Below are 25,979 nucleotides of genomic sequence, written 5' to 3'. Positions count from 1 at the left end.
TCAGCCGATGTGCTTGGCCCGTAATGCTTCAAGGAGCCTGTCCATCACCGCGCCGGCATCCGCCCTCGCCTGGCGATGATCGTCTGCCCGGGCTATGTAGAGCGTTGCCTCGCGCAACGCCCCCATGACGGTCAGGGCCGTGGCCTCGACGGGTTGGGGTGGGATGCTGCCGGACTCGATAGCGTCGGTCAGCAGCGCCGTCACGAATCCGATGTTATATCGGTGCCCGATGTCGCTCCAGCGTTCCCAGCCAAGCACCGCCAGCGCCTCCAGCAAAACGATGCGCTGGACCTCCGGCTCGGCACACGCGTCCAACCACAGGCCCGCGCACAGCCGCATGATCTCGACCGGATCGGATTCCCCCGCGGCCGCGACGGCCTCCCCCATCCGGGCCGCCATCTCGCCCTCCACTTGCTCGAACACCGCCGCGAATAGCTCTGTCTTGTCGGCGAAGTGGTGGTACAACGCGCCGCGCGTCACCCCGGCGTCGCGCACAATCGTCTCCAGGGATGCCTCGGCGAATCCCAACGATGCGAACAGGGGCCGGGCGGCGCTGATCAACGCGCCACGCGTATCCGCGGCGCGCTCCGCCTGTGTGCGGCGTCCGTCCTGCGCCATGCACCCTCACCTTTCACACCCAGGTATGCATGTCATGCATACCGCATGAAGGTCGTGGGGTGCGATACCGCGGGAGGCTGCGCCGTTCAGAACACTCTGAGCTGACGGACGATCTCTAAGGCAGACGGGTCCCCTTCGGCCTGAACGCCGAGGCTTTCCCAGGGACCGCGTTGGGTTATCCATCGCACGAAGGCTTCCGAATTGGACGTGATACGCGCGGCCACATCACCCTGGGCGCCGAGGCGCAGGGTCCGGGCGCACAGCCCGTCGAGACGGATCTCGGCACCCACGCGTAAACCGTTGAGCAGGTGGGTGTTCTGCTGCGGCAGTGCAGCCTCGATCCAGTCCAGCGTGGGGGCAAGCCGTAGCTCGTCGACGGGCGGCGGATCTGACCGCAGCGGTCCATCCGGGGCAAACAAGTCGTACCGAAGATGGATGAAGGACTCGAAGACAAAAGTCGTGGGCACGACGGAGGCCGGATAAGTTCCGACGTCACCGATCGGTATCTCGATATCTTGGCCCTCGACAGCGGCGAGCAGCTCCAGCCCTCGCGAACTGACCGACTCATAGTCGGCCACGACCTCCGCCGGGGTCATGGAACGACGGGACGCGACGTACAGGTCCGCTGCGCGTTCGGCGGGCAGGCCGCCCGGGTCCGGCAGCGTCGACGGATCGACAGCCAACCAGTAGCTACACGCCATGTGCGACACCAGATCCTGGACCGACCAGCCAGCACACCCGCTGTCCTCCGCCCACGTCGAGTCAGGCATTTGCGTGCAAACCTTCAGAACGGTTGCGCGTTCTTCCGCTATCGCGTCGAGCGTGGCAGACATGACCCTATCCCCTTTCATACATACCGTATGTATGAACATACACCCTGTACGTAAGACGTCAAGCGGTCCTCCGGTCTGCGTTCGGGCGGCAGCGCCAACGGCTGCCGCGCCGCCCGGAGCGGTGCAACGCCGGGTTGGCGACATGCGACTTCACGCCCGAGCGTCACCCCCGCGTGGCGCTCGGCGCTCGGGTTACGACGTTCTGAAAGGCGCCGCCCTGACGGCCAATCTCCCCGATCAGCAGGTCATTTCGCGCAACTCGGCCCCGTTCACGGCGAAAGCCGTTGGCGACAGCCAACACTGACGACCGTGCGGGCCCGTTCGCATTTCGCACGCCGGCTGATCGCGCGCAGAAAAATTCCTTGGCTGGTACTATTCCGCCGTAACCTCGCCTGAGATATGGTGATCGAGGCGTCGTTTCGTGGACCTGGGAGTTGCACGAATGGCATTGCCCAGATAGCGCTCGCTATCGGTGACACGTTGGGTCCGTGGCGTCCAGATAAAGGCTTGTTTGAGCAGTAGTCCGGAGTTAACCGCGCGCCGCATCAAACGAATCCGCGTGCCGGTTGGCTCTTGCACGGCAAGACGATGGCAATCGTGCGGGTCCTGTCAATCCCGTGCGGTTGTTTGGCCCGAGGGGGACCTTTATGCTTGCGCCGCGCGACGGTCAGCGAGTCAGCTATTCCCCCTGGTTGCCGGCATGCGCGGGGCCAATTCATGCCGGAGTGAGCCAAATCACTGATGCACATTCCACGCAGCTAGCGAGAAGGCACTTACCGGTCGCGCGAAATAAAACTCGCTCGGCAGGTCAAAGTCGTACAGCAACTCACGCGCGGGCGCGTTAAGGTCATCCGACTGGCGTCGCCAACTGACGAGGAAAGGTAGCGCATGTTCCTGGGCACGGTTGACGACTGGACAGCCGAGGGCACCGTCGTATCCTGGTATCCCACCGCGAACACTTACGCGCGCGCCGCAGAAGCGCAATACCATCCCGTCCCGGTGAGTTACCAGCAGTCGCAGCATCTGCGCTATTACCGACGCCAGGTCAGCCTCGGCCGCGATATTCCCCGATTGTGCATCGGAGCCTGGGAGATCAGCGGCGTGTGCGATATCGATGCGATGACGCAAGCGCTGAATAGCCACGTGCGGCGACACGATGCCTACCACGACCGGTTTGCCTTCACCGGCAATGACGAAATCCTCCGCTACGTCATTGCCGACCCGGAGAACATCACGCTTGCGCCAACGGATCTCGGAGAAATGGCTCCGCTTCAGATCCGCAAGCTCATCCTCGATACCCCCGATCCGCTGCAATGGGACTGCTTCAGCTTCGGAATTGTCCAGGGCGAGGACCGGTTCACCATCTACATCGCCGTCGATCACTTGCGCGCCGACGGTATGTCGGCCGGCGTGATCTTCCTGGACGTCCAGACGGCGTACTTCAGCGCGCTGCAGAACGGGCAGGCCGCGCTGGCGCCCGCAGCCAGTCATCGCGATTTCAGCGCGAAGCAGCGCGCCTACACCGCCAGCCTCGATGACGAGGCGCCCGAAATCCAGCGCTGGCGCGCCTTCCTCTCGGCGAACAACGGTGCACTGCCGAGGTTTCCACTGGAACTGGGTGAGCCGTCCGCGGATACGCCGGGAGCCATCGACGTGTTCGACCTGATCGATGACGACCAGGGCCGGCGTTTCGAGGCCGCGTGCCGTGCCGCGGGAGCGCGCTTCAGCGGTGGCGTGTTCGCGTGCGCCGCCCTGGCCGAGCATCGGTTAACCGGCGCGGCCACATATTTCGGACTAACCCCCTTTGACAACCGGCGAGATCCCGCCCACGCCACCGCGGTCGGCTGGTTGGCCAGCTTCGTCCCGTTGGCGATTCCGATCGCCGGTAAGTCATTCGACGAAGTGGTCAGCGCCGCCCAGGCGTCGTTCGACGCGAACACGGCCCTCGGCGCGGTGCCTTATTACCACCTGCTCGAGACACCGGCCGGCTCGGAGGGCCACTTCGAGGTTCCGGACCGACCGGTGCCGATGTTGTCCTACATCGACATTCGCAAGCTCCCGTTCGGTGACTACTTCGATGGTTTACGCGCCGGCATCTGGGGTGACAACCGGCTGTCGGAAACGGTGTGCATGTGGGTCAATCGCATGCACGACGGAACGCAACTGGTGGTCGCTTACCCGGGCACCGACATCGCTCGCGGATCGGTCCGGCGCTATGTCGAGACCATGCGCGCCGAGTTCACCCGGGTGTCCGACGCCGGGCTGCACAACAATGCCTGATGTATTTGCGTTCTCCTGCAACAGGTCTCGGTGTGAGCGGCCTGAAGACACATGCACCTCCTAACTCGCCGGTGACGAAGCTGGCGCTGCTGGACCAGGCCGCGTTCCTGCGGCTGCGGGCCACCGGTCAGGGCAGCACGGTGCAATGCACGTGGGTGTACGACCGCGACGTGAACATCGACGCGTTGCGCACCTTCAAAGACAATCTCGGTGCCGGTCTCCTCGGGCGGCGCATCGAGCGCTCACCGCTGCCTTTCGGGCGTCATCGCTGGGTACTCGACAACCATTCTCCAGAGATCGCGCTAGAGCCGCGACAACCGCGGTCGGCGATCGGCGCGTGGATCGAAAGACGTGCACAGGTACCCGTCGACCCCGAGTTCGGCCCGACTTTTCACATGGGCGTGCTGCCGCTGGATGACGGCGGTGCGGCCGTCACCCTGGTGTCATCACACTGCGTCGTCGATGGACTCGCGGCGATAACGGCGGTAACCGAGGCGGTGAATAAAGAGAGACGCAATCGCGGTTACCCGCAGCCGAATTCACGTAGCCGGCTGCGCGCCGTCTCCGAGGACCTGACCGATGCCATGCGTTCGCTGCCGGTGGTCATCCGCGCCGTGATCGCGACCCTGATGATTCTGCTCAAGGCCTCGTCCGGTCCCCGGCCTGCGCCCGGGGCGCGGCGGCCCGGCCCGCCCTCCCCGAATGCCGATGAGCAGACGGCACTCCCATCGGTGACGATCCAGACCGACGCCGCCGCATGGGAAGCCCGTGCGCGCAGTCTCAACGGAAGCAGCAACACACTCTTCGTCGCATTCGCGGCTCGGCTGGCGTGCCGGATCGGCAGGGTGCTTCCAGACGGGAACTCGGTGACGGTCGTGCTGCCGGTCAGCGACCGCACCGGCAACGACGACCGGGCCAACGCCCTGACCTCGATCACCCTTACCGTCGATGGAACAACGGTGGCCAACGACTTGAGTTGCGTCCGAGCCGATGTCAAGAGGGAGCTGACGTCGCTGCGCCAAGAGCCCAACGAAATGCTCGCGGGGTTACCGCTCGTCCCGTTCACACCACGCTGGCTCGTCCGCCACGCCGAAGGCATCGCGATGTCCGTCGGCCGGCTTCCGGTCGGCTGCTCGAACCTCGGAAGCCTCGATCCCGCCGTTGGCCGCATCGATGGTGCCGATGCAGCCGAGGTCTCCATCCGGCTGGCCGAGCAGGGCATCACCCGCCGCCGCATCGAGCAGACCCATGGCCAATTGTTCTGCAGCACTGGGACGATCAACGGCAGCCGGTTTCTCAACGTCATAGCGTGCCAGGACGGTGCCGGCAACACCGCAGCGAAAGCCCGCGAGCTCGCGTGCAGCGCGCTGGCTGACCTGCAGCTGGGGGCCACCACCGTCTACGAGGGCCAGATCTGATGGTGGGCCTGGACCTCAGAGCGACTCAAAGCCGGCGCCACCTCATGTACGCGGGTGTCGCCGCCGCGATTGCGGCCTGGGCGGCATCGGTGCTGTGGTTCGCGATCAAGATCGTTCCGCTCGACGTGTACTGGATGTCGTACTACGCGGCCGACTACACGCATGGCTTCGTGCGGCGCGGTCTTGCCGGCGAATTGGTGCGGCTCGCCCCGGGACACTACTTCTCCGCCACGCTGAGTCTGCGGTGGCTGTCGACGGCTGTCTATCTCGGCGGCCTGGCAACGGTCGCGGGTGTAGTGCTCTTCGGTCGCCCGCGGTCTGAGCGCCGATTGTTGGTGGCGATGCTGATTCCGTTGCTGCCCTTTGGAGTTCCGTTTGCGGCATACTCGGCCCGGCCGGATCTGTTCGGGGCAGCGGCGCTGGCGCTGTTCTCCTCAGCGTTGTTGCTGGCACGTTCCCGTGCCGTCGCGATGGCATGGTGCACGGCCTACGGTCTTGTGATTGCGGCGCTGACGCTCATGCACGAGGCGGTAGGGCTGCAGTTCGCTTTGGGGGCCGTGCTGGCGATCATCGTCCTGGGCGGTGCGCTGGGCGGCGCCCGGGGACTCGGCGTTCTCCTCGCGGTGGCGCCGGGAGCCTGCACGACGGCCGCGGTCGCGGCGTTCGGTCGTCACGACGTCGCCGCTCAATTGTGCGCGTCGGTCCCCCACCACGTGATGCCGAACCCGTTTGCGGCGGTGACGTCGCCAACCACGTTGCTGCGCTATGTCATTGACGGGCAATCGCGGCAAACCGACTACCACGACTGGGTGTGCCGAAACGTGATGCCGAACTACGACAACGGAATCACGGATGCCATCCGTACCGTCGGCCACATCGGCATGGTCGGCCTCACCATGTCCCTGGTGCTCGGAGCCGCCGCCGTGATGGTGACGATGTGGGGACTCAGCAGTGTTTCGGGCGTGCCGCTGGGTGCGTTCCTCGACGCGCTGCGGGGCCGGGTGGCCTGGGTCGTCGCCGGGTCGGTGTTGATCTCCCCGGTCTTCCTGACCGGCTACGACTGGACCCGCTGGCTGACGATCGTGGCGTTCGACGTCGGGATGGTGTTCGCCCTCTTCGCATCGCGCAGGCCGGAGATCGAGCAGGCGCCGACTCCGAAAACGTTGCGGCTGTTCATTTTTCTCGCGATCGCGCTCGTGCTGATCCCGGTGGGCACGGTCCCCGGCTTCGGCGGCCCGCGGATGTTCTGACCGGCTCCACGGCCGGCCGCAACCGCGCCACCCGAGAAATCGCCTCGAAACCGCCTCGAGACTGCCATTGACTAATGTCACCATTTGTTATTGACTGCGTGACATGGCGGACGGTGTTCCGGCCCGCGGGTCATTGCGGTCCCGTGGCGCGGCGGCGGTAAGTGCGTACACCCTGCGGCCGGTCACGGGCCTGATACCCTCCGAGCGGACCTGGGGGTTATGGCTATCGCGCCAGATCGTCGCCCGGATCATGGGAACGTTCGGCCCCTCGCTGACGGGCACCCGCGTCGAACACGTCGACACGAAGCTGCCCGACGGGCGGCGCGTCAAGGGTGAATGGGTATACGGACCGCGCACGCCGACGAGCGAGGCGCCGCGGTCGTCCACCACCGGGGGAGCGATCTACTACGTGCACGGCAGCGGCTACGCGGTGTGCTCGCCGAAAACCCACCGGCGATTGACGTCCTGGCTCTCATCCTTGACCGGCTTGCCGGTGTTCAGCATCGATTATCGACTCGCGCCACGCCACCGCTTTCCCACCGCGGCCGACGACGCACGGGCGGGCTGGGATTGGCTGGTGCAATCGTGCGGTGTGCCGCCGAAACAAATTGTGGTCGCCGGTGATTCGGCCGGCGGACACCTGGCCGTCGACATGTTGCTGCAACCCGAGGTCGCCGCCGATCACCCGGCCGCGCTGGCGCTGTTCTCCCCGCTGTACGACGTCACCTTCGCGCTGTGCCTCGCCCGTGAACGGATGCGTCGCGATCCCGCGATCCGGGCGGCCGACGCGGCTCGCCTGGTCGGCATGTATCACGCTGGAGTCGACCCCGCCCACCAGCGGCTGACACTCAATGTGGCCGGCGGCCCGCCACTTCCGCCGACCCTCATCCAGGCCGGTGGAGCCGAGATGCTGCAAGACGACGCCCGTCAGCTCGCGGCCGACATCCAAGCCGCGGGCGGGCGATGCGAACTGCAGATCTGGCCGCACCAGGTGCACGTCTTTCAGGCACTGCCACGCGTGACGCCCGAAGCCGCCAAGGCCGTGGCCTACGTCGCGAGGTTCATCGCCCACGCGTTGCAGGATGCGCGCGCTGTGACCCAGGAGGTGCTCTGAGGGATGTTGGACAGATTGCTGGGGAGGTCGAAACCGAGCCGCGGCGCGTCGGCGGTGGTGACCGGCGCCGGAAGTGGCATCGGCGCGGCGTTCGCGGTCGAACTCGCCCGCCGCGGCGGCGCGGTCGTCTGCAGCGACATCGACGAAGCCGCCGCCCAGAGGACGGCCGACACGATCACCGAACTGGGCGCCAGGGCCACCGCCATCCGTTGCGACGTTTCGGAATTCGAGGATGTCCGGGCGCTGGCGGACCAATCGCAGGCCTGGTTTTCCGGGCCGCCAACGCTGGTGATCAACAACGCCGGTGTCGGCGCCGGCGGCGCGGCCATCGGCGATGCGCCGCTGGACGATTGGATGTGGACGCTGGGCATCAACCTGTGGGGGCCCATTCACGGCTGCCATGTGTTCACCCCGATCCTGCGGGGTCCGTCGCACGCTGCCCGCGGCATCATCAACGTCGCCTCGGCGGCCGCCTTCGGCGCGGCCCCGGGCATGGCCGCCTACAACGTCAGCAAGGCCGGAGTGCTGTCACTTTCGGAGACTTTGGCCGCCGAATTGGCCGGCACCGGGGTGAAAGTCACGGTGCTGTGCCCGACCTTCGTCAAGACCAACATCGTCGAGTCTGGCCGCATCAGCGAGGAATCCAGCCAGCTGGCGAACGCATTGATGCGCTGGACCGGATTCTCCGCGGACAAGGTCGCGAGGATCTGCCTGGACGCACACGACCGCGGCGAGCTGTACTGCATGCCGCAACTCGACGCCAAGATCGGCTGGAGCATCAAACGCATGGCCCCGCAGGCCTATACGCGTGCGGCCGGACTGGTGTCCCGAATCAACCTGCCCTGATCAAGCAAAGGAGCCCCGGTGGCCATCGACATGAAAGCTATGCTCGCCAAGATCAAGGATCGCCAGTGGGCGCTCGCCGACATCGATTGGGACGCGCCCGGCGCCGAAATGATCAGTGATGAACAGCGGCCACAGCTCAAGGCGTTCATGGCCGACCTATGCTGGATCGAGAACATTGGCGCCAGGGGCTTCGCTGCGCTAGCGAAGAAGGCACCCACACCGACCATTGCCGAGATCTACCGTTACTTCCACGCCGAGGAGCAGCGTCACGCCAACGCCGAACTGGCGCTGATGAAGCGTTGGGGCATGCTCGAGGACGGTGAGATTCCCGAGCCGAACGTGAACATCCGACTGGCGATCGACTGGCTGGACCGCTGGGCCGACGACATGCCGCTGTCTCTGCTGGGCACGGTCATTCCGATGCTCGAAGTCGCACTGGACGGCGCCCTGTTAAAATTCCTCCTCGACGAGGTGCACGACCCCATCTGCCACCAGGTCTTCGAGAAGATCAACAATGACGAATCACGCCACCTGGTTGTCGATTTCGAAGTCCTCGACATGATCGGGCACGCGAAGCTACGACGGTTATTGATCGACTTCGTCGGTCACAATGCCACTCCGGGTCTCATCATCGGCGCGATCATGGGCGCACCGCTGATCAACAGGATCCGCAACGAGATCACGGCCATGGGTATGGAGCCGGAGCGGCTTTACAGAGCTGTGAAAAGATTCAAAGAGCTTGGCGATCGCGGCGAAAGTACCAGGCGGGTACCGACTTATCGTTTCCTGAGGCGTTACGCGGGAGTGGTCACAAATCCACGCCACCCGTACCACCTGCTGGCGAATTCGATGGTATGGCTTTCCGACCGATATCCGCGGCCCCTGCTTCCGTCGGTGCCGACTTGGGTTGGAGAACTCACCCACGAGCCGGCGGCGTGACCATGGCAGGCGACCACACCCACGCGGTGCTCATCATCGGAGCCGGCTTCACCGGGCTGGGAGCCGCGATCCGGTTGGCCGACGCCGGAGTAGACGACATCGTCATCCTGGAACGCGGCGACCGGGTTGGCGGAACCTGGCGCGACACAACCTATCCGGGTGCCAGCTGCGACGTCCCCTCGCTGCTGTATTCGTACTCGTTCGTCAAGAACCCGGCCTGGTCGCGTACGTACTCCCCCGCCCCGGAGATCTGCCGCCACCTCGAAGACATGGCGACCAGATTCGACATCCGCCGCCACATCCGATTCGGTCATGAGGTCAACGGCCTGAGCTTCGACGAAGCTAGCGGGGTTTGGACCGCAACCACCAAACGCCGCAAGCGGTTCCGCGCGCGCACCGTCGTGCTGGCATCCGGACCGCTGTCGGACGTCAGCTTCCCCGACATTCGCGGTCTGGACAGCTATCGCGGACACAAGATTCACAGCGCACGCTGGGACCACGACTACGATTTCACGGGCCAGCGGGTCGCCGTCATCGGCACCGGCGCCAGCGCGATCCAGATCGTCCCCGAACTGGTGAAGCGGGCCGGCTTCGTCAAGGTGTTCCAACGCACCCCTTGCTGGGTGCTGCCGCGCCTGGATGCCGCCACCCCGCCGGCGGTGCAGGCCCTGTTCACCAAAGTGCCCGCCGCCCAGCAGCTTGCGCGGCAGGCCTTGTTCTGGGGCCACGAGGCGAGCGCCACGGCCCTGGTGTGGGACACACCGCTGACCTCCCTGGCCGCGCGCCTGGGGCGGGCACACCTGCGCGCGCAGGTGAAGGACCCTTGGCTGCGACGCCAACTGACGCCGGACTTCCGGCCGGGGTGCAAGCGCATGCTGGTCTCCAGCGACTACTACCCCGCCCTGCAGCGCGACAACTGCAAGCTCATTGATTGGCCGATCGCCACGATGAGCCCGGCCGGCATCCGCACCAGCGACGGCATCGAGCACCACCTCGATGCCATCGTCTTCGCCACCGGCTACGACGTCCATCTGACCGGGCCGCCGTTTGCGGTCACCGGGCTCGGCGGCCGGTCGCTGGCCGACGAATGGGCCGATGGCGCACAGGCTTACAAGAGCATCAACGTGCACGGGTACCCGAATCTGTTCGTTATGACCGGACCCAACTCCGGGCCGGGCCACAACTCCCTGCTGGTCTACATCGAGGGTCAGCTGGAGTACGCGGTGCGCGGCATCACCGCCATCCTCGACAACGATCTGCGCTATCTCGATGTGCGTGAAAAGGTCCAGCGCCGCCACAACGACAGCCTCCAGCGCCGCCTCGCCAAAACGACGTGGATGTCCGGCTGCCGCAGCTGGTACCTCACCAAGGACGGATACAACGGGTCGATGTACCCGGGTTTCGCGACGCAGTATCTTCGGCAGATGAGGGATTTCCGCTACGACGATTACCGAGCGGTGGCGTACCGCACCCGCGCGCTCGCCGCCGCGCCGGGCTGACGCATGGCACCGGACCGCCCGCCCCGCCGTTCTTCAAGCCCCGAACCCGGCACTATCGCCAGCGTGCTGCACAACGTGCGGCGCGCGCCCAAGCGCGTTCGGCGCCAATCGCGGGAGTACCGGCAATTGATCGAAACGGCTGTCTCGCAGCTTTTTGACGCGGCGGTCCGCCACCCCCAGGGCGGCCCCGCGTCCGGTGAGTACCGCATCGATGACCTGGCCCGGCTGGCCGGCACCACCACCCGCAACATCCGCGTCTATCGCGACCGCGGATTGCTCCCCCCGCCGTTGCGGGTCGGCCGCATCGCATTGTTCAACGACACCCACCTGACCCGGCTGCGGCTCATCACCTCGATGCTCGATCGCGGATACAACATCGCCCACGTTCGCGAAATGCTCAGCGCCTGGGAGCAGGGCAAGAATTTGGGCGACGTGCTGGGCCTGGAGACCGCCATCGCGGGCCCCTGGACCACCGAGAAGCCGGAGACCATGGCACTGGCCGAGGCGCAGCGGCTCGTCGACGACCCGGACGCGTTCGAGCGCTTGGTAGCGCTGCACGTCATCCGGGTCGACGGAGCCCAAGCCACCGTCACCCGCCCTAAACTGATCGAGGCGTTCAACGAAATCCGTGGGTACGGCGTCAAATTGGAGAAGCTTGTCGACCTACACGAGCAGATCGTGCCCGAAATCGACAAGATCAGCGACATGCTGGTGCGCGCCGGAGCCGAGCACGTGCTGGACCGCATCAAGCCGGGCGAGCCGTTGCCGCCGGATGCCGAGATCGCCGAGCTGATCACGATGCTGGTGCGCTTCCGCACTCAAGCCGTGGCGACGGTCACCGCCACGCTTGCGTCGTCGATCGAGTCCAACATCGAGTCACTAGTGGGCCAGATACTCGCCGACTACCTCGAGTCCGGCTCGTCGGCGGAAACGGCGTCGGGCTAGGCCATGTTGGCGTGGCGAGACCCTCATCAGCGGAAAATCACCGTCAGTGCCCGCTCAGGGTCAGTGTCCCTTCGGTTTTCAGCACCTTGCTGGCGGTGATCCTCTCGATCTTGCGGGCCTCGCGCTCGAGGTAGCGCTGCTTGGATTCGTCGAACTTGTCGGAGGCCTGCTCGAGCTCCTTGACCAACACTGCGAGATCGTCGCGCATCCGCGCGGCCTCCCCGGTGAAGTCTTCGCGTTCGAAGATGCGCCACTTCCTGAGCACCGGCATTACCACCTCGTCAAGATGGATGCGCGGGTCGTAAACACCGCCGACGGCGATGATTACCGCCTTGCGCCGGAATTCGGGCACCGTGAATCCGGGCATCTTGAAGTTGCGCAGGATTCGGTGCACCGACTTCATCGCCTGGTTCGGGGCGATGTCCAGACCCGCCCCGCTGACGTCCCGGTAGAAGATCATGTGCAGGTTCTCGTCGTGCGAGACGCGGGCCATCAGCTGCTCCGCGATGGGGTCTTGGGATGCCTTGCCCGTGTTGCGGTGGGAGACCCGGGTGGCCAGCTCCTGAAAAGAGACGTACATGACCGAGTCGAACAAGCTCTCGGCAAACAGGTCACCCTGCTGATTCTGCCCCGGGCTGAAGCCGCGGGTCATTTGCTCGAGCCGCAGCTTCTCCAGTTCCACGGGGTCGACGGCGCGGGTGACCACCAGGTAGTCGCGCAACGCCGTGCTGTGCCGAGCCTCCTCGGCCGTCCACCTGTTGACCCACTGCCCCCAGGGGCCGTCCATGCTGAAGTTCATCGCAATCTCGCGGTGATACGACGGCAAATTGTCCTCTGTCAGCAGGTTCTGCACCATCGCCACCTGCGCGACATCGGGGAGCCGGCTGTGTCCAGGCTCCCAATCCTGACCGTCCAGCGCATAGAAGTTCTTGCCGTCCGACCACGGGACATAGTCGTGTGGATTCCACTCTTTGAACATCGACAGGTGGCGGTTCAGCAGGTCCTCGACCACCGGCTCGAGTTCATGTAATAGCTGCAGGTTGGTCAGGTCGTTGGACACGAAGCCCTCCAGTTATGTGTGCCGTCAAGTAACGCACAATGTATCTGTGTCATGCGGTTACATGAAGATGACACGCCGGAAACCCGGCGAACTAGGGCCAAAGGTCCCTATGGCGGGGATGGGCCATCCGCCGGAGGACTCCGACGGGGCACGAGTCAGTCGCGCGAGCGCTACCGGCGCGGAACCAGGTAGGGCGCGAGGGTGGACAGCTTTTCGCAGGTCTCTTCGAATTCCCGCTCCGGCGTGGACTCTTCGATGATGCCCGCCCCGGCCCGCAACCATGTCATGCCGTCGCGTTCGTAAGCCGTCCGCAATGTCAGCGCCGCGTCCAGGCCCCCGTCGGCCGAAAACATCACGACCGCACCGGAATACAGTCCGCGCGGTGCGTCGTCGAGGCGCAGGATCGCCTCCACGCCGGCCGCCTTCGGGATGCCAGACGCGGTGACCGCGGGGAAAAGCGCTTCCAGCGCGTCCATCCGGTCGTGCGACGGACTTAGCCGCCCGCTGACCGTGGAGCCGAGGTGCTGCACGCTCCCGCGTTCCCGGACCGTCATGAAGTCGGCGACAACCGCACTGCCGGGTTCGGCGATCTCGGCCATCTCCTGCAACGAGCTTCGCACCGAGATGGCGTGCTCGACAATCTCTTTGGAGTTCGATTCCAGGTCGTCGCGGGCCTGCCGGTCGCGGGCCACGCCGCGACCCAGCGCCCGCGTACCCGCCAGCGGCTCGGTCACCACGATGCCGTCGTCGTGCACGGCCGCGACCAGTTCGGGGCTGTAGCCGACGGCGCGGATTCCACCCAGCCGCAACAAGAACGACCGCACCGGGGTGTTGTGTCGACGACCCAGCCGGTAGGTGGACGGGAAGTCGAGCCGGAAAGGCACCGCTAGACAACGGGACAGGATCACCTTGTGGTAGCGGCCCGACGCAATCTCGCCGACGGCCGACGCCACCCGATCGCGGTACTTGGATGGGTCGGCCATGACGTCGACCGCGCGAGCCTGCCGCGCCTCGGGCACACCGTCACCCAGCAATCCGAGTACCGCGTCGCGATGCGCCGCGGTCGCGTCCCACAGCTGGACCGCATCCCGGTCCACCACGATGCGCGTGCGGGGCCAGAACACGCGAGCCAGCGGGGTTCGCGGCGCCAGCCGCTGCTGCAGCCCGTAGCGGTAGACGCCGAACTCGAAGGCGATCCAGCCGAAGAGCTGGTCGGTTTCCAGCAACAGCCTGTCGACGGCCTCGCCCAGCACGGGCCCGGGCCGCCCCGACCACTGCTGCCGCTGCACCACCCCGTCCCGGATGACCCGCACTTCGTCGCTGTCCAGCTCGACCATCGCGCGCACACCGCTGGCCAGCACCCATTGACCCCCGCGCTCGTAGAGCAGGTATTCCTCGCCGGTTTGTTCGGGTAGCAACGCGGCGAGCTCGGCGGCCAGGTCGGCCGGGTCTACGTGCACGGGAAGGGGAATCGGCGATGACGTGGAGCCGGCGGAACTCGTCTGAACGCTGACCTCGGTCACGGTTAGTAAATGTAGCCTAACCTATGTAGGAGCGCGCAACCGCTCCCTGCAAGCCCCGGCAAATCCGGGCCGGTCCGCTAAAACTCCCTTCGAGTCAATGCGCCGGCGGTCCCGGGGCGGCGCGGGGCTCAGGACCCCGGCGGCCGGACCCGCAACAGTTTCCGCAGGTAATCGAAGCGGCCAAGCCGGTGTCGTCGGCGCCCGCATCCCCTGTGTGCACCTCGACACCCCAAAGACACCCCGAACGTTTCCCCACTGTTTACGTCGCGACCGAACATCGACCGGCCACGGCGACGCGACTTCTCCTAAGATCGAGTCGATCCGTGCAAACCCGCCAACGGGGCTTCAGTTGGGCGCGGTGGCTCGGGTGAGCTCCATCGCAGTAGGTAAAGGAGTGGCGCGTGAACTCCTATCCGGACGACTATTCGAGAGCAACATCATGTTCGTGATCCGGCTTGCAAACGGCGAAGAGGTCCAGGGCGGCGACAGTGACGAACTCGAAATCAACCAGGAAACCGGAGTGCTTACGGTTTCGCGCGTTGACGGTTTCGAGAAAATCACCACCCATTACTCACCAATGGCATGGCTGTCGGTGACACACCGCCAGAAGGGCGTCGGGGTCCGGCCGTCGGTTATTTCGTCGGCGCGTTGATACTTCACTGACCCCACAGCAAATACACAGCACTTTCCCACCAAATCCACGCCTGCCAAGCCGCCGGCGCGCCCCCGAAAGATCGCCGGCCACAGGCCTTTGAACAGGGATTTTCCTGCGCGCCGGCCAGCCGGCAGCGCTTCGACACGCTCGTACTACACCCTTTGCATTCGAGTGGCGGTTTGACACCGGCGGGGATAGGTTTTGCTCGGTCGTCGGGATGTTCGTGGTGGCTCCGCTTGCGGACGGTGCTTTCCCTGATCACCGCACTCATCGAGGGAGGCATCGAATGCTGCAAGAGTTCTGGCAGAACTTCACCCATAACCTGTTCAAGCCGCTCCTGCTGTTCTTCTACTTCGGATTCCTCATCCCGATCCTGAAAGTGCGCTTCGAATTTCCCTATGTGATCTACCAGGGCCTGACCATGTACTTGCTGCTGGCCATCGGCTGGCACGGCGGTGAAGAACTCGCCAAGATCAGCGCCGGCAGCATCGGGGTGATCGTGGGCTTCATGGTGTTGGGGTTCGTGCTCAATTTCGTGATCGGCGGCCTCGCCTACCTGCTGCTGAACTGGTTGACGTCGCTACGAAGAATCGACCGAGCGACGGTCGCGGGGTATTACGGATCCGACTCGGCGGGCACGTTCGCCACCTGCGTTGCCGTCCTGACGGCCATCGGCATGGCGTTCAACGCCTACATGCCGGTCATGTTGGCCGTCATGGAGATTCCGGGCTGCCTGGTGGCCCTGTACTTCGTGGCGCGGCTTCGCCACCGCGGCATGGACACGGCGGGAAACATGATGGACGAACCGGGCTACATCGCGCCGGTCAGGGTCGGAGTCGGGCCCGGCACCGCGGCCCAGCCCCCGCACGGCCAGAGCCTCGAGGCCGAACACGAGCGCGGGATCGAGGAGGAGCTCGAATTCTCCCTGGAAAAGCTCGACCATCCAGACTGGGAGCCCGACCAGAGCCCGCCTCGCACGTCGGGCAATCGGGCGCCGATCTTCTCGCGGGAGCTCTTCCAAGAGGTCTTCCTCAACCCCGGCCTCGTCCTGCTGATGGGAGGCATCATCATCGGCCTGGTCAGCGGGCTACAGGGGCAGAAGGTCGTCGCCGACGACGACAAGTTCTTCGTCATGGCGTTCCAGGGTGTGCTCTGTTTGTTCCTGCTCGAGATGGGCATGACGGCCTCCCGGAAGTTGAAGGATCTGCGAACGGCGGGCCCCGGTTTCATCCTCTTCGGCCTGCTGGCGCCGAACCTCTTTGCGCCCCTTGGCATCCTGGTTGCCCACATCTACGCCTCGCTCACCCACGTCGATTTCAAGCCGGGAACCTATGTGCTCTTCGCCGTGCTCTGCGGCGCGGCGTCCTATATCGCCGTCCCGGCGGTCCAGCGGCTGGCGATACCCGAGGCCAGCCCCACCCTGCCGTTGGCCGCATCACTCGGTTTGACGTTCTCCTACAACGTGACGATCGGGATCCCGCTTTACATCGAGGTCAATCGGCTGATCGGCCACTGGTTCTAGTTGCGCCCACCGGCGAATCGAGATGGGCGACAATTCCTTTGACCGGCCGGGCCGGACCTGAGTCGACACCCGATCCAGCTGGTTGTTAATTGTTCGTAAAGACGGGTTGAGTCGGCTCGCCGAAGCCCGTGGGTCTCCACTAAGTTCGTGGGCGCCGCGAGTCGCTTGCTGCCGCCCGCTGCGCCGGACTGCGTCGCCGGGAGGCGCCCATGCTCTACGAGTTGTGGCAGAACTTCGTCCACAATCTCTTCAAGCCACTGTTGCTGTTCTTCTATTTCGGGTTCCTCATCCCGATTCTCAAGGTGCGGTTCGAGTTTCCCTACGTGATCTACCAGGGCCTGACCATGTACCTCCTGGTGGCGATCGGCTGGCAGGGTGGTGAGGAGCTCGCCAAGGTAAAACCGGCCGACATCGACAACATCGCCGGGTTCGTAGCGCTGGGCTTCGCGCTGAATTTCGCGATAGGTGTACTCACCTACGTCCTGCTGCGCTACCTGACCAGGCTGCGGCGGGTCGACAGGGCGACGGTTGCGGGCTACTACGGATCGGACTCGGCCGGCACGTTCGCCACCTGCGTGGCCGTACTGACCAGCGTCGGGATCGCCTTCGACGCCTACATGCCGGTCCTCCTGGCGTTCATGGAGATTCCCGGCTGCCTGGTGGCGCTATACCTGGTGGCCCGACTCCGGCACCGCGGAATGGACGACTCCGGCTACCTGCCGGACGAACACGGCTACACCGCTGCCGCCAAGGTGGGGCCGGGCGCGGCCGCCCAAGCAGAAGGAGTGGACGAGCGAACCGAGCGCGGGATCGAGGAGGAGCTGGAGTTCTCACTGGAAAAGCGAGAACATCCCGAGTGGGACGGGGACACCCTGCAGCGCAAGAAGGCACCGCTGTTCTCGCGCGCGATTTTGCAGGAGGTCTTCCTCAACCCCGGACTGATCCTGCTCGTCGGCGGCATCGCCATCGGTTTCATCGGTGCGCTGCAGGGCCAGAAGGTTGTGCACGACCAGAACGAGCTGTTCGTCGCGGCGTTTCAGGGTGTGCTCTGCCTGTTCCTGCTCGAAATGGGAATGACGGCGTCCCGCAAGCTACGGGACCTCAAGTTGGCCGGCAGCGGGTTCATCATCTTCGGCTTGTTGGCGCCCAATGTCTTTGCGACGCTGGGCATCCTGGGCGCCTACTGCTACGCCAACCTCACCGATACACACTTTCAGCCGGGAACCTACGTGCTGTTCGCCGTGCTGTGCGGCTCGGCGTCCTACATCACGCTGCCCGCGGTGCAGCGGCTGGGAATCCCGGAGGCGAGCCCGACCTTGCCGCTGGCCGCCGCGCTGGGTCTGACATTCTCCTACACCGTCACCATCGGGATCCCGCTGTACATCGAAATCAATCACGCAGTCGCGCACTGGTTCCCGAGCAGCTGAGCACTACCCCAGGACGGTCCGCACCACGGCGTCGGCCAGCAGCCGACCGCGCGGCGTGAGGACGAACCGATCGCCGTCGGATATCAGCAACCCGTCGGCGACCGCGCCTTCGGCGCGTTCGAGTTCGGCGGGGCTCAGCACGTCACGCGGAAGACCCTGCCGCAGCCGGGTTTTCAATAGGACCTCTTCGGTGTGCAGCGCGTCGGCGTCCAGCCGCTCGAATCCTCCCACGGGTAGCCCGGGAGCGGCCAGCCTCTCCGCATAGGCGTTGGGGTGCTTGACATTCCACCACCGCGTGGCGCCGGCGTAGCCATGGGCTCCGGGTCCCGCACCCCACCACTGGCCACCGTCCCAATAGCCGAGGTTGTGTCGGCATTCGCCGCCGGGCCGCGACCAGTTGGACACTTCGTACCAGGTCATTCCGGCCTCGGACAACCGGGCATCGACCAGCTCGTAGCGGTGCGCGAGCACGTCGTCGTCCGGGGCCGCCAGCTCGCCACGCCGAACGCGTCGGGCCAGGGCGGTGCCCTCCTCCACGACCAGCGCGTACGCCGACACGTGATCGACGCCGGTCTCGATCGCCGTGTCGACCGAGCGCAGCAGATCGTCGTCGGACTCTCCCGGCGTCCCATAGATCAGATCGAGGCTGACGTGCTCGAAGCCCGCATCCAGCGCTTCGCGCGCGGCGGCGGCCGATCGGTTGGGGGTGTGAATGCGGTCGAGGACTCCCAGCACCCTGGGTGACACCGACTGCATGCCGAGCGACACCCGCGTGTAGCCGGCCGCGCGGATGGCGTCGAAGAAGTCCGGCCAGGCCGACTCGGGGTTGGCCTCCGTGGTGATCTCGGCGTCGGGCGCCAGCGCGAAATGCTCACGCACCATGTCCGCCAGCGCCGCCACGCGCACGCCGCCCAGCAGTGACGGCGTACCTCCCCCGACGAACACCGTGTTCACGGTCGGCCCGGAAAGCCGCTCCGCAGCCAGCTCCAACTCGGTCCGCAGCGCCGCCAGCCAGGCGTCGGGGTTCACACCGCCCAACTCGGCGGGCGTGTAGGTGTTGAAATCGCAGTAGCCGCAACGCGTTATGCAGAACGGCACGTGAATGTACACCCCGAACGGCCGCCCGGGGACGGGCTGCAGTTCGGGCAGCTCGACCGTTTCCTCGCGAAGCGCCATGCCAAATGATCCCACGGTGCTCGCTGCCCGGCCGCGGCGTCGATCCCCGGTCCGCACTCGATGCCCGCGGCGTTTTCCTGGCTTTTCTCACCGGCGCGGCCAGCTTAATCCGAATTTCGCTCACCGTGAGCGGATATTTGACCTGGTTGTATGGCCCCCCGACGGGCATGGCACAATGGGCAACGTGACCGTCGCTCAGCCCAGCCTTCGCATTGCGCTCGTGGCGCGGCGTCACATTGATCTCAAGCGTGTTTGCAGCTGTTGCTGTCTTCCTTGATGTCGTAGACCCGCCCACCTGTACGTCCAGCTGGCATCGGATCTGCGCCGCCGATACCACCGGTGAGCTGCGCTTTCATGCCTGCGATGTCGAGAAGGAGACCTCCGAATGACCACAGCCCGTCCCGCGAAGGCCCGCAACGAGGGCCAGTGGGCGCTGGGAGACCGGGAACCCCTCAATCCCAACGAAGAGATGAAGCACGCCGGCGCCCCCCTCGAGGTGCGCGACCGCATCGAGAACGTCTACGCCCAGGCCGGGTTCGACAGCATCGACAAGAGTGACCTGCGCGGACGCTTCCGCTGGTGGGGGCTCTACACCCAGCGCGAACAGGGTTACGACGGCACCTTCACCGGCGACGAGAACGCCGACCTGCTCGAAGCCAAGTACTTCATGATGCGGGTGCGCTGCGACGGCGGTGCGCTCTCGGCCACCGCGCTGCGCACGGTCGGCCAGATCTCGACCGAGTTCGGCCGCGACACCGCCGACATCTCGGATCGGCAGAACGTGCAGATGCACTGGATCGAGGTCGAAAACGTCCCCGAAATCTGGCGGCGGCTCGCCGACGTCGGCCTGCAGACCGCCGAGGCGTGCGGCGACTGCCCGCGCGTCATCCTGGGTTCGCCGCTGGCCGGCGAGTCGCTCGATGAGGTGATCGACCCGACCTGGGCGATAGACGAGATCGTGCGTCGCTACATCGGCCAGCCGGACTTCGCCGACCTGCCGCGCAAGTACAAGACCGCGATCTCGGGGCTGCAGGACGTCGCGCACGAGATCAACGACATCGCCTTCATCGGCGTCAACCATCCCGAGCACGGGCCCGGCCTCGACCTGTGGGTCGGCGGCGGCCTGTCCACCAACCCGATGCTGGCCCAGCGGGTCGGCGCCTGGGTGCCGCTGGCCGAGGTGCCCGAGATATGGGAGGCCGTGACGTCGATCTTCCGCGACTACGGCTACCGGCGACTGCGGTCCAAGGCCCGGCTGAAGTTCTTGATCAAGGACTGGGGTATCGAGAAGTTTCGGGAGGTCCTCGAAACCGAGTACCTCAAGCGGCCGCTGATCGACGGCCCCGCCCCCGAACCGCTCAAGCATCCCATCGACCACATCGGGGTGCAGCGGCTCAAGAACGGCCTCAACGCCGTCGGGGCGGCTCCGATCGCCGGACGCGTCTCGGGCACCATTCTCTCGGCCGTGGCCGACCTGATGGACCGGGCCGGCTCGGACCGGGTCCGGTTCACTCCGTACCAGAAGCTGGTCATCCTCGACGTAGCCGACGACAAACTCGATGACGTGCTCGCGGGCCTCGAGGCGCTCGGGTTGCAAACCAAACCGTCCCAGTGGCGCCGAAACCTGATGGCCTGCACCGGAATCGAATACTGCAAGTTGTCGTTCGCCGAAACCCGGGGCAAGGCCCAGGTCTTGGTGCCCGAGCTGGAACGCCGGCTCGAGGACATCAACTCCGTGCTCGACGTACCGGTCACGGTCAACATCAACGGCTGTCCGAATTCGTGTGCGCGAATTCAGGTGGCCGACATCGGCTTCAAGGGCCAGATGGTCGACGACGGTCACGGGGGCTCCGTCGAGGGTTTTCAGGTGCACCTGGGCGGCAGCCTCGGGCTGGACAGCGGATTCGGGCGAAAGCTGCGCCAGCACAAGGTCACCAGTGACGAGTTGGGCGACTATATCGACCGGGTGGTACGCAACTTCATCAAAAACCGCAGTGCGGGAGAACGGTTCGCGCAGTGGGCGATTCGGGCGGATGAGGACGATTTGAGATGAGTGAACGGGCAACGAAACGGACCGAAGCCGAACTGCGGGAGCTGGCGGCGCGCGGCGCCGCGCAGCTCGAGGGCGCCAGCGCGACAGAGGTGTTGCGGTGGACCGATGAGCATTTCGGCGGCATCAACGGCCCCCGCGGCTGGGCCACCTGCAACTACGTGTTGACCTCCAGCATGCAGGAGGCCGTGTTGATCGATCTGGCATCCAAGGTCCGGCCGGGTGTACCGGTGGTGTTCCTGGACACCGGCTACCACTTCGCCGAAACCATCGGGACCCGGGACGCGGTCGAGTCGGTCTACGACATCCACGTCCTCAACATCACCCCCGAGCAGACGGTGGCCGAGCAGGACCAGCTGCTGGGGAAAAACCTCTTCGAGCGTGACCCGGGCGAGTGCTGCCGGTTGCGCAAGGTCGTGCCGCTGCGCAGGGCCCTGAGCGGATACTCCGCCTGGGTGACCGGGTTACGCCGGAGCGAAGCGAAGACCCGTGCCAACACCCCGGTGATCGGCTTCGACGAGGGCTTCAAGCTGGTGAAGATCAACCCCTTGGCGACGTGGACCGACGAGGACATGCAGAGCTACATCGACGAGCACGGTGTGCTGGTCAATCCGCTTGTCTACGACGGGTATCCGTCGATCGGCTGCGAACCGTGCACGGCCAAGCCGCTCGCGGGTGCCGACCCGCGCAGCGGGCGCTGGCAGGGGCTGTCGAAAACCGAGTGCGGGCTGCACGCCTCGTAACGGGGAGCGGGCGTTACGCCGACGTCAGCGTGGCTTGATCCTCGCCGGCGCCGGCGGGACGGTCGTCCGTCGTGTTAACGGCGAGGGACGGGATTCGGGTCGCGCGCACGTAGACGGTGTCCCCCTCGCGTAGGGCCAGGGCCTCGGCGTCACCGCGGGTGATCTGGGCGGTGAACGCCCCACCGGTGGCGGCGCTGGTCAACTCCACCCGAACCTCGAAGCCGAGCACGACCACGCGGTCGACGGTGGCGCGCACCACCCCGATGGACTCTGCGGTGCCATCGCCGCCCGCGATGGCCATTTCGGGGTTGCGGCCCACCCGGATATCGTGCGGGCGAACCAGATTGCCGTTCAGAGTGGATACCGCGCCGAGGAACGACATCACGAAGGCGCTCGCCGGTGCGTCGTAGACCTCCGTCGGCGATCCCACCTGTTCGATACGACCGTGGTTCAGCACGGCGATGCGGTCGGCGACGTCCAACGCCTCCGCCTGGTCGTGGGTGACCAGAACGGTGGTGACGTGCACCTCGTCATGAAGGCGACGCAACCACGCGCGCAGGTCCTCGCGCACCTTGGCGTCCAGCGCGCCGAACGGCTCGTCGAGCAACAGCACCTGCGGGTCGACCGCCAGCGCCCGCGCGAGCGCCATCCGCTGCCGTTGACCGCCGGAGAGCTGATTGGGATAACGGTTCTGAAATCCGCTCAGCCCCACCACTTCCAACAGGTTGTCGACCTTGGCCTTGACCTCCGCCTTGGGTCGCTTGCGGATCTTCAGGCCGTAGGCGACGTTGTCGCGGACGGTCAGGTGCTTGAACGCGGCGTAGTGCTGGAATACGAATCCGATGCCTCGCCGCTGCGGCGGCACCCGCGTGACGTCGTGACCGTTGATGGTGATCGTCCCGCTGTCGGGTTGATCGAGACCGGCGATCGCCCGCAACAGGGTCGACTTGCCGGAACCACTGGGCCCCAACAGTGCGGTCAGCGAGCCGGAGGGAACGACGAAGTCCACGTTGTCCAGGGCCACAAAGTCGCCGTAGCGCTTGTAGGCGTTGCGCACGACGATGGCTTGGTCGACGGATCGGCTGTGGTTGTCTGTCATATCCGAGTCTCCATGTCAGGCTACCTGGCCGCTCTCGCCCGGCGGATGTCCAGAATCACTTGGAAGATCAGGACCAACACCGCGACGCCCATCAACAGCGTCGACAGCGCGTAGGCGCCGTACTCGGCACCGCGGTTATACCGATCCGAGACCAGCAAGGTCAGGGTTTGGGACTTTCCCGGGAGGTTCGACGACACGATGATGACCGCACCGTATTCGCCGAGGGTGCGGGCGATGGTCAGCACGATGCCGTAGGTCAGACCCCACCGGATCGAGGGCAGGGTGATTCGCCAAAAAGTCTGCCACCAGCCCGATCCCAAGGTCGCGGCCGCCTCCTCCTGATCGGTCCCCAATTCGTGCAGGACCGGTTCCACCTCGCGCACAACGAAGGGCAGTGTGACGAAGATGCTGGCAAGGACGATGCCGGGCAACCCGAAGATGATCTTGAAGCCGAGGTCCTTCTCCACGAAGCCGAACGCGCCGGCCGATCCCCACAACAGGATCAGGGCAACGCCGACGATGACCGGCGACACCGCGAAAGGCAGGTCGATGACCGCCTGCAGCACGCCCTTGCCACGAAACCGGTTGCGGGCGAGCACCAGAGCGGTGGGAATGCCGAAAACCACGTTCAGCGGCACCACGATGGCGACCACCAGCAAGGTCAGGTTCAACGCCGAGATCGCCGCGGGAGTGCTCACCCAGTCGAAGAACTGGCCGAAGCCTGGCCGAAACGTCCGCCACAAGATCAGGGCAACCGGAACGACCAGCAATACGAAAAGGTATGCGAGCCCGACGAATCGGATCAGGTATCGAACCCTGGGCGATGAGGTCACGCCGCCAACTCCTCACGCTTGGCCGCGCGTCCGCCCACGATCCGCAGAATGAACAGCACCACAAACGAAATCGACAGCAAGACGATGGATATCGCGGCGGCACCGGTGCGGTCGTCGTTTTCGATCAGGGTGCGTATCCACTGCGATGACACTTCGGTCTTGCCCGGCACCGCGCCACCGATCAGGACCACCGACCCGAACTCGCCGATCGCTCGTGAGAAAGCCAGGCCCGCCCCGGACAGCAGGGACGGTGTCAACGACGGCAGCACGACAGAAGTGAAAACCTTTGCGCCGCTGGCACCCAGCGACGCGGCCGCCTCTTCGGTCTCCCGATCGATCTCGAGCAGCACCGGCTGCACGGCGCGTACCACGAACGGCAGCGTGACGAAGGCCAGCGCCACGGCCACGCCCCACGCCGTGTGCTGCAGATGCAGGCCTACCGGGCTGTTGTTGCCGTAGAGGGCCAGCATCACCAGGCTCGCGACGATGGTGGGTAGTGCGAAGGGCAGGTCGATGATCGCATCGACGAGCCGCTTGCCGACGAAGTCGTCCCGCACCAGCATCCAGGCGATGATCAGGCCGAACACCAGGTTCACCAGGGTGACCCCGGCGGAAATGGTCAGGGTGACCCGGAACGACTCCAACGCGGCGTTTGACGTCACCGCCAACCGGAAGGCGTGCCACCCACCGCCCGCGGCCTGCCATGCGATGGCGGCCAGCGGCAGCAGCACGATCACCGAAAGCCATAGCGTCGCCACTCCCACCCGCAGAGAAGTGGTTCCCGACCGGCGACGCCCCGGATTCGCTTGGCGGTGCCCGGCGTCACCGGCCGGGTGACCGAGCTCGGGCCTGAGCGGGTCGGGCGTGATCGCGGTCGTCATCCGGTGGCCTGCGTGTAGATCTTGGTGATGCTGCCGGTGGTCTTGTCGAACAACTGCGGGTCCACCGCGCTCCAGCCACCGAGGTCGGCAATCGTCCACAGTTTCGCCGGCACCGGAAAACGATCGCGGAATTCGGCGGCGATGGCCGGATCGACCGGCCGAAAGCCGGCCTGCCCCCACACCTTCTGCGCCGTGGCCGTGTACTGGAAGTTCTTGAAGGCGACCGCGGCGTCCAGGTGCGGGCTGGTGGTTACCACCGCAACCGGATTGTCGATTTTGAAAGTCTGCGGCGGGTTGATGTGCTCAACCGGTTTGCCGGCGCGCTCGGTGGCAATCGCCTCGTTCTCGTAACTGATCAACACATCCCCGCTGCCCTGAACGAAGACATCGGTTGCCTCCCTCCCCGAACCGGGCCGCAACTTGACGTGTTCGTGCACCAGCTTGCTGATGAAGTCGACACCGGCCTGGGTGTTGCCGCCGCCTTCGCTCTTGACTGCGTACGGTGCGAGCAAATTCCACTTGGCCGACCCCGAGCTCAACGGACTGGGCGTGATGACCTCCACCCCCGGCCGCAGCAGGTCATCCCAGTCCTTGATGTTTTTGGGGTTGCCCTTGCGCACCACCAGGGTTACCACCGACCCGAACGGAATTCCCTTGGTGGCGTCGGTATTCCAATCTTTGGATACCTTGCCGGCCTTCACCAATCGCGTGATGTCCGGTTCGACCGAGAAGTTCACGATGTCGGCCGGCTTGCCGTCGACGACTCCGCGCGACTGGTCGCCGGAGGCGCCGTAGGAGGTGATCACCTGAATGCCCTTGCCCTCTTCGGCGGCGTTGAAGGCGGGGATGACCTTGCTCCAGCCGGGTTCTGGGACCGAATAGGCCACCAGCGTGATACTGGTGCGCGCGTTGCTCGGGCCGCCCCCGCCCACGACGTCACTGGCACCGCCGCTACACCCCGAGATGACTGCGACGATGAGGGCGAGCGCACTCACCTTTCGCCAGCGCGAAGCGATGTCGTGGAGCATTCGGGCCTTCCAGTACGGGGACTTAGGTGATAGTGGTCCCGTTGCTGCGGAAAGGCGCCTAAACGACTGGGAGGCCTGACGAACCCCATACCAGACCGCACACGGGATTGGCGGTCAGCGACAACAGTGCACGAAGACATGGCGTTCCACGACACCGGATGTCACGTGCATGGCGGGAAGCCTAACAGGAATCGCCAGGCCCGCCACCGCTCGCGTCGCCGTGCGGGCACGCCGCGCGAA

At 65.5% G+C, this 25,979-nt stretch carries 23 protein-coding genes; 14 read left to right on the top strand and 9 right to left on the bottom strand.

The features are described 5' to 3' along the window. Together A5756_RS13145 and A5756_RS13140 are read right to left on the bottom strand one after the other, a co-directional pair. A complete protein-coding gene (locus tag A5756_RS13145; protein ID WP_066952858.1) occupies nt 1-618 on the bottom strand; it encodes a TetR/AcrR family transcriptional regulator in 618 nt (205 codons plus the stop codon). A gap of 86 nt (nt 619-704) precedes the next feature. Continuing rightward, nucleotides 705-1,451 carry a maleylpyruvate isomerase family mycothiol-dependent enzyme gene (locus A5756_RS13140; protein ID WP_082948333.1) on the bottom strand — a complete coding sequence of 249 codons (747 nt, stop codon included), beginning with the start codon at nt 1,449-1,451 and terminating at the stop codon, nt 705-707. An 888-nt stretch (nt 1,452-2,339) separates the two neighbouring features. Between A5756_RS13140 and A5756_RS13135 the strand changes: the two genes are divergently transcribed. The 8 genes from A5756_RS13135 (at nt 2,340) to A5756_RS13100 (ending at nt 11,742) form a co-directional block, all read left to right on the top strand. Continuing rightward, a complete protein-coding gene (locus tag A5756_RS13135; protein ID WP_066952856.1) occupies nt 2,340-3,731 on the top strand; it encodes a condensation domain-containing protein in 1,392 nt (463 codons plus the stop codon). A gap of 71 nt (nt 3,732-3,802) precedes the next feature. Continuing rightward, nucleotides 3,803-5,149 (top strand): hypothetical protein, encoded by a 1,347-nt coding sequence (locus A5756_RS13130; protein ID WP_066952854.1) that lies wholly within the window; start codon nt 3,803-3,805, stop codon nt 5,147-5,149. After that, entirely contained in the window at nt 5,149-6,399 is a 1,251-nt protein-coding gene (locus A5756_RS13125; RefSeq protein ID WP_066952852.1) for a hypothetical protein, read from the top strand. Before A5756_RS13130 ends, A5756_RS13125 begins: the two co-directional genes overlap by 1 nt. Before the next feature lie 103 nt (nt 6,400-6,502). Further along, nucleotides 6,503-7,513, top strand: a complete 1,011-nt coding sequence (locus tag A5756_RS13120; protein ID WP_082960025.1) for an alpha/beta hydrolase — start codon at nt 6,503-6,505, stop codon at nt 7,511-7,513. Between the two features lie 3 nt (nt 7,514-7,516). Further along, nucleotides 7,517-8,359 carry an SDR family NAD(P)-dependent oxidoreductase gene (locus A5756_RS13115; RefSeq protein WP_066952850.1) on the top strand — a complete coding sequence of 281 codons (843 nt, stop codon included), beginning with the start codon at nt 7,517-7,519 and terminating at the stop codon, nt 8,357-8,359. Between the two features lie 18 nt (nt 8,360-8,377). Next, nucleotides 8,378-9,298, top strand: coding sequence for a reductase (locus A5756_RS13110; protein WP_066952848.1), 921 nt, complete (start codon nt 8,378-8,380; stop codon nt 9,296-9,298). Next, a complete protein-coding gene (locus A5756_RS13105) occupies nt 9,295-10,797 on the top strand; it encodes an NAD(P)/FAD-dependent oxidoreductase (protein WP_066952846.1) in 1,503 nt (500 codons plus the stop codon). The genes A5756_RS13110 and A5756_RS13105 overlap by 4 nt, the downstream gene beginning before the upstream one ends. A 3-nt stretch (nt 10,798-10,800) precedes the next feature. Beyond that, nucleotides 10,801-11,742 carry a MerR family transcriptional regulator gene (locus tag A5756_RS13100; protein ID WP_066952845.1) on the top strand — a complete coding sequence of 314 codons (942 nt, stop codon included), beginning with the start codon at nt 10,801-10,803 and terminating at the stop codon, nt 11,740-11,742. A 43-nt stretch (nt 11,743-11,785) separates the two neighbouring features. On the opposite strand, the gene A5756_RS13095 is transcribed toward A5756_RS13100, so the two are convergent. Then, nucleotides 11,786-12,802 (bottom strand): acyl-ACP desaturase, encoded by a 1,017-nt coding sequence (locus tag A5756_RS13095; protein WP_066952843.1) that lies wholly within the window; start codon nt 12,800-12,802, stop codon nt 11,786-11,788. Nucleotides 12,803-12,972: 170 nt separating this feature from the next. Further along, the gene (locus A5756_RS13090) at nt 12,973-14,325 is read right to left on the bottom strand and encodes a salicylate synthase (protein ID WP_066952841.1); all 1,353 of its coding nucleotides are present in this window, start codon (nt 14,323-14,325) and stop codon (nt 12,973-12,975) included. A gap of 439 nt (nt 14,326-14,764) precedes the next feature. On the opposite strand from A5756_RS13090, the gene A5756_RS13085 reads away from it, so the two are divergent. The 3 genes from A5756_RS13085 (at nt 14,765) to A5756_RS13075 (ending at nt 17,929) form a co-directional block, all read left to right on the top strand. Continuing rightward, nucleotides 14,765-14,977 (top strand): hypothetical protein, encoded by a 213-nt coding sequence (locus A5756_RS13085; RefSeq protein ID WP_066952839.1) that lies wholly within the window; start codon nt 14,765-14,767, stop codon nt 14,975-14,977. Between the two features lie 289 nt (nt 14,978-15,266). Further along, nucleotides 15,267-16,502: a sodium-dependent bicarbonate transport family permease gene (locus A5756_RS13080; protein ID WP_066952837.1), complete on the top strand. Its 1,236-nt coding sequence runs from the start codon at nt 15,267-15,269 to the stop codon at nt 16,500-16,502. Between the two features lie 209 nt (nt 16,503-16,711). Beyond that, nucleotides 16,712-17,929, top strand: a complete 1,218-nt coding sequence (locus tag A5756_RS13075) for a sodium-dependent bicarbonate transport family permease (protein ID WP_066952835.1) — start codon at nt 16,712-16,714, stop codon at nt 17,927-17,929. A gap of 3 nt (nt 17,930-17,932) precedes the next feature. On the opposite strand, the gene hemW is transcribed toward A5756_RS13075, so the two are convergent. Further along, nucleotides 17,933-19,105: a radical SAM family heme chaperone HemW gene (hemW, locus tag A5756_RS13070; protein ID WP_066952833.1), complete on the bottom strand. Its 1,173-nt coding sequence runs from the start codon at nt 19,103-19,105 to the stop codon at nt 17,933-17,935. Here hemW and A5756_RS26705 point away from each other — a divergent pair. The 3 genes from A5756_RS26705 to A5756_RS13060 all read left to right on the top strand — a co-directional run bounded on the left by A5756_RS26705 (nt 19,032) and on the right by A5756_RS13060 (nt 21,898). Further along, nucleotides 19,032-19,382, top strand: a complete 351-nt coding sequence (locus tag A5756_RS26705; RefSeq protein ID WP_369828636.1) for an Ms4527A family Cys-rich leader peptide — start codon at nt 19,032-19,034, stop codon at nt 19,380-19,382. The two genes, hemW and A5756_RS26705, sit on opposite strands and share 74 nt — an antisense overlap. 108 nt (nt 19,383-19,490) lie before the next feature. Then, on the top strand, nt 19,491-21,158 hold the full coding sequence (locus A5756_RS13065; protein ID WP_066952831.1) for a nitrite/sulfite reductase: 1,668 nt from the start codon (nt 19,491-19,493) through the stop codon (nt 21,156-21,158). After that, a complete protein-coding gene (locus A5756_RS13060; RefSeq protein ID WP_066952829.1) occupies nt 21,155-21,898 on the top strand; it encodes a phosphoadenylyl-sulfate reductase in 744 nt (247 codons plus the stop codon). Before A5756_RS13065 ends, A5756_RS13060 begins: the two co-directional genes overlap by 4 nt. 13 nt (nt 21,899-21,911) lie before the next feature. Here A5756_RS13060 and A5756_RS13055 read toward each other — a convergent pair whose 3' ends face one another. The 4 genes from A5756_RS13055 to A5756_RS13040 are packed head-to-tail and all read right to left on the bottom strand — an operon-like array spanning nt 21,912 to nt 25,739. Next, complete coding sequence (locus A5756_RS13055) at nt 21,912-22,997, bottom strand: sulfate/molybdate ABC transporter ATP-binding protein (protein WP_066952827.1); 1,086 nt, start codon at nt 22,995-22,997, stop codon at nt 21,912-21,914. A gap of 20 nt (nt 22,998-23,017) precedes the next feature. Continuing rightward, on the bottom strand, nt 23,018-23,830 hold the full coding sequence (gene cysW / locus A5756_RS13050) for a sulfate ABC transporter permease subunit CysW (protein WP_066952825.1): 813 nt from the start codon (nt 23,828-23,830) through the stop codon (nt 23,018-23,020). Then, the gene (gene cysT, locus A5756_RS13045; protein WP_066952823.1) at nt 23,827-24,711 is read right to left on the bottom strand and encodes a sulfate ABC transporter permease subunit CysT; all 885 of its coding nucleotides are present in this window, start codon (nt 24,709-24,711) and stop codon (nt 23,827-23,829) included. Before cysT ends, cysW begins: the two co-directional genes overlap by 4 nt. Continuing rightward, complete coding sequence (locus tag A5756_RS13040) at nt 24,708-25,739, bottom strand: sulfate ABC transporter substrate-binding protein (RefSeq protein ID WP_066952821.1); 1,032 nt, start codon at nt 25,737-25,739, stop codon at nt 24,708-24,710. The genes cysT and A5756_RS13040 overlap by 4 nt, the downstream gene beginning before the upstream one ends. Nucleotides 25,740-25,979: the final 240 nt, after the last annotated feature.

The organism is Mycobacterium sp. 852002-53434_SCH5985345 (assembly GCF_001667155.1).
In the GTDB taxonomy this organism is placed as follows: Bacteria; Actinomycetota; Actinomycetes; order Mycobacteriales; family Mycobacteriaceae; genus Mycobacterium.
This window is presented reverse-complemented; position numbering and strand designations above follow the sequence as displayed.

Coding starts and splice junctions, on each gene's coding strand:
- hemW (WP_066952833.1), bottom strand. CDS start 19,105: ATGGCGCTTCGCGAGGAAACGGTCGAGCTGCCCGAACTGCAGCCCGTC.
- A5756_RS13145 (WP_066952858.1), bottom strand. CDS start 618: ATGGCGCAGGACGGACGCCGCACACAGGCGGAGCGCGCCGCGGATACG.
- A5756_RS13115 (WP_066952850.1), top strand. CDS start 7,517: ATGTTGGACAGATTGCTGGGGAGGTCGAAACCGAGCCGCGGCGCGTCG.
- A5756_RS13135 (WP_066952856.1), top strand. CDS start 2,340: ATGTTCCTGGGCACGGTTGACGACTGGACAGCCGAGGGCACCGTCGTA.
- A5756_RS13100 (WP_066952845.1), top strand. CDS start 10,801: ATGGCACCGGACCGCCCGCCCCGCCGTTCTTCAAGCCCCGAACCCGGC.
- A5756_RS13120 (WP_082960025.1), top strand. CDS start 6,503: ATGGCGGACGGTGTTCCGGCCCGCGGGTCATTGCGGTCCCGTGGCGCG.
- A5756_RS26705 (WP_369828636.1), top strand. CDS start 19,032: ATGTACACCCCGAACGGCCGCCCGGGGACGGGCTGCAGTTCGGGCAGC.
- A5756_RS13060 (WP_066952829.1), top strand. CDS start 21,155: ATGAGTGAACGGGCAACGAAACGGACCGAAGCCGAACTGCGGGAGCTG.
- A5756_RS13140 (WP_082948333.1), bottom strand. CDS start 1,451: ATGTCTGCCACGCTCGACGCGATAGCGGAAGAACGCGCAACCGTTCTG.
- cysT (WP_066952823.1), bottom strand. CDS start 24,711: ATGACGACCGCGATCACGCCCGACCCGCTCAGGCCCGAGCTCGGTCAC.
- A5756_RS13080 (WP_066952837.1), top strand. CDS start 15,267: ATGCTGCAAGAGTTCTGGCAGAACTTCACCCATAACCTGTTCAAGCCG.
- A5756_RS13075 (WP_066952835.1), top strand. CDS start 16,712: ATGCTCTACGAGTTGTGGCAGAACTTCGTCCACAATCTCTTCAAGCCA.
- A5756_RS13065 (WP_066952831.1), top strand. CDS start 19,491: ATGACCACAGCCCGTCCCGCGAAGGCCCGCAACGAGGGCCAGTGGGCG.
- A5756_RS13055 (WP_066952827.1), bottom strand. CDS start 22,997: ATGACAGACAACCACAGCCGATCCGTCGACCAAGCCATCGTCGTGCGC.
- A5756_RS13040 (WP_066952821.1), bottom strand. CDS start 25,739: ATGCTCCACGACATCGCTTCGCGCTGGCGAAAGGTGAGTGCGCTCGCC.
- A5756_RS13125 (WP_066952852.1), top strand. CDS start 5,149: ATGGTGGGCCTGGACCTCAGAGCGACTCAAAGCCGGCGCCACCTCATG.
- A5756_RS13085 (WP_066952839.1), top strand. CDS start 14,765: ATGTTCGTGATCCGGCTTGCAAACGGCGAAGAGGTCCAGGGCGGCGAC.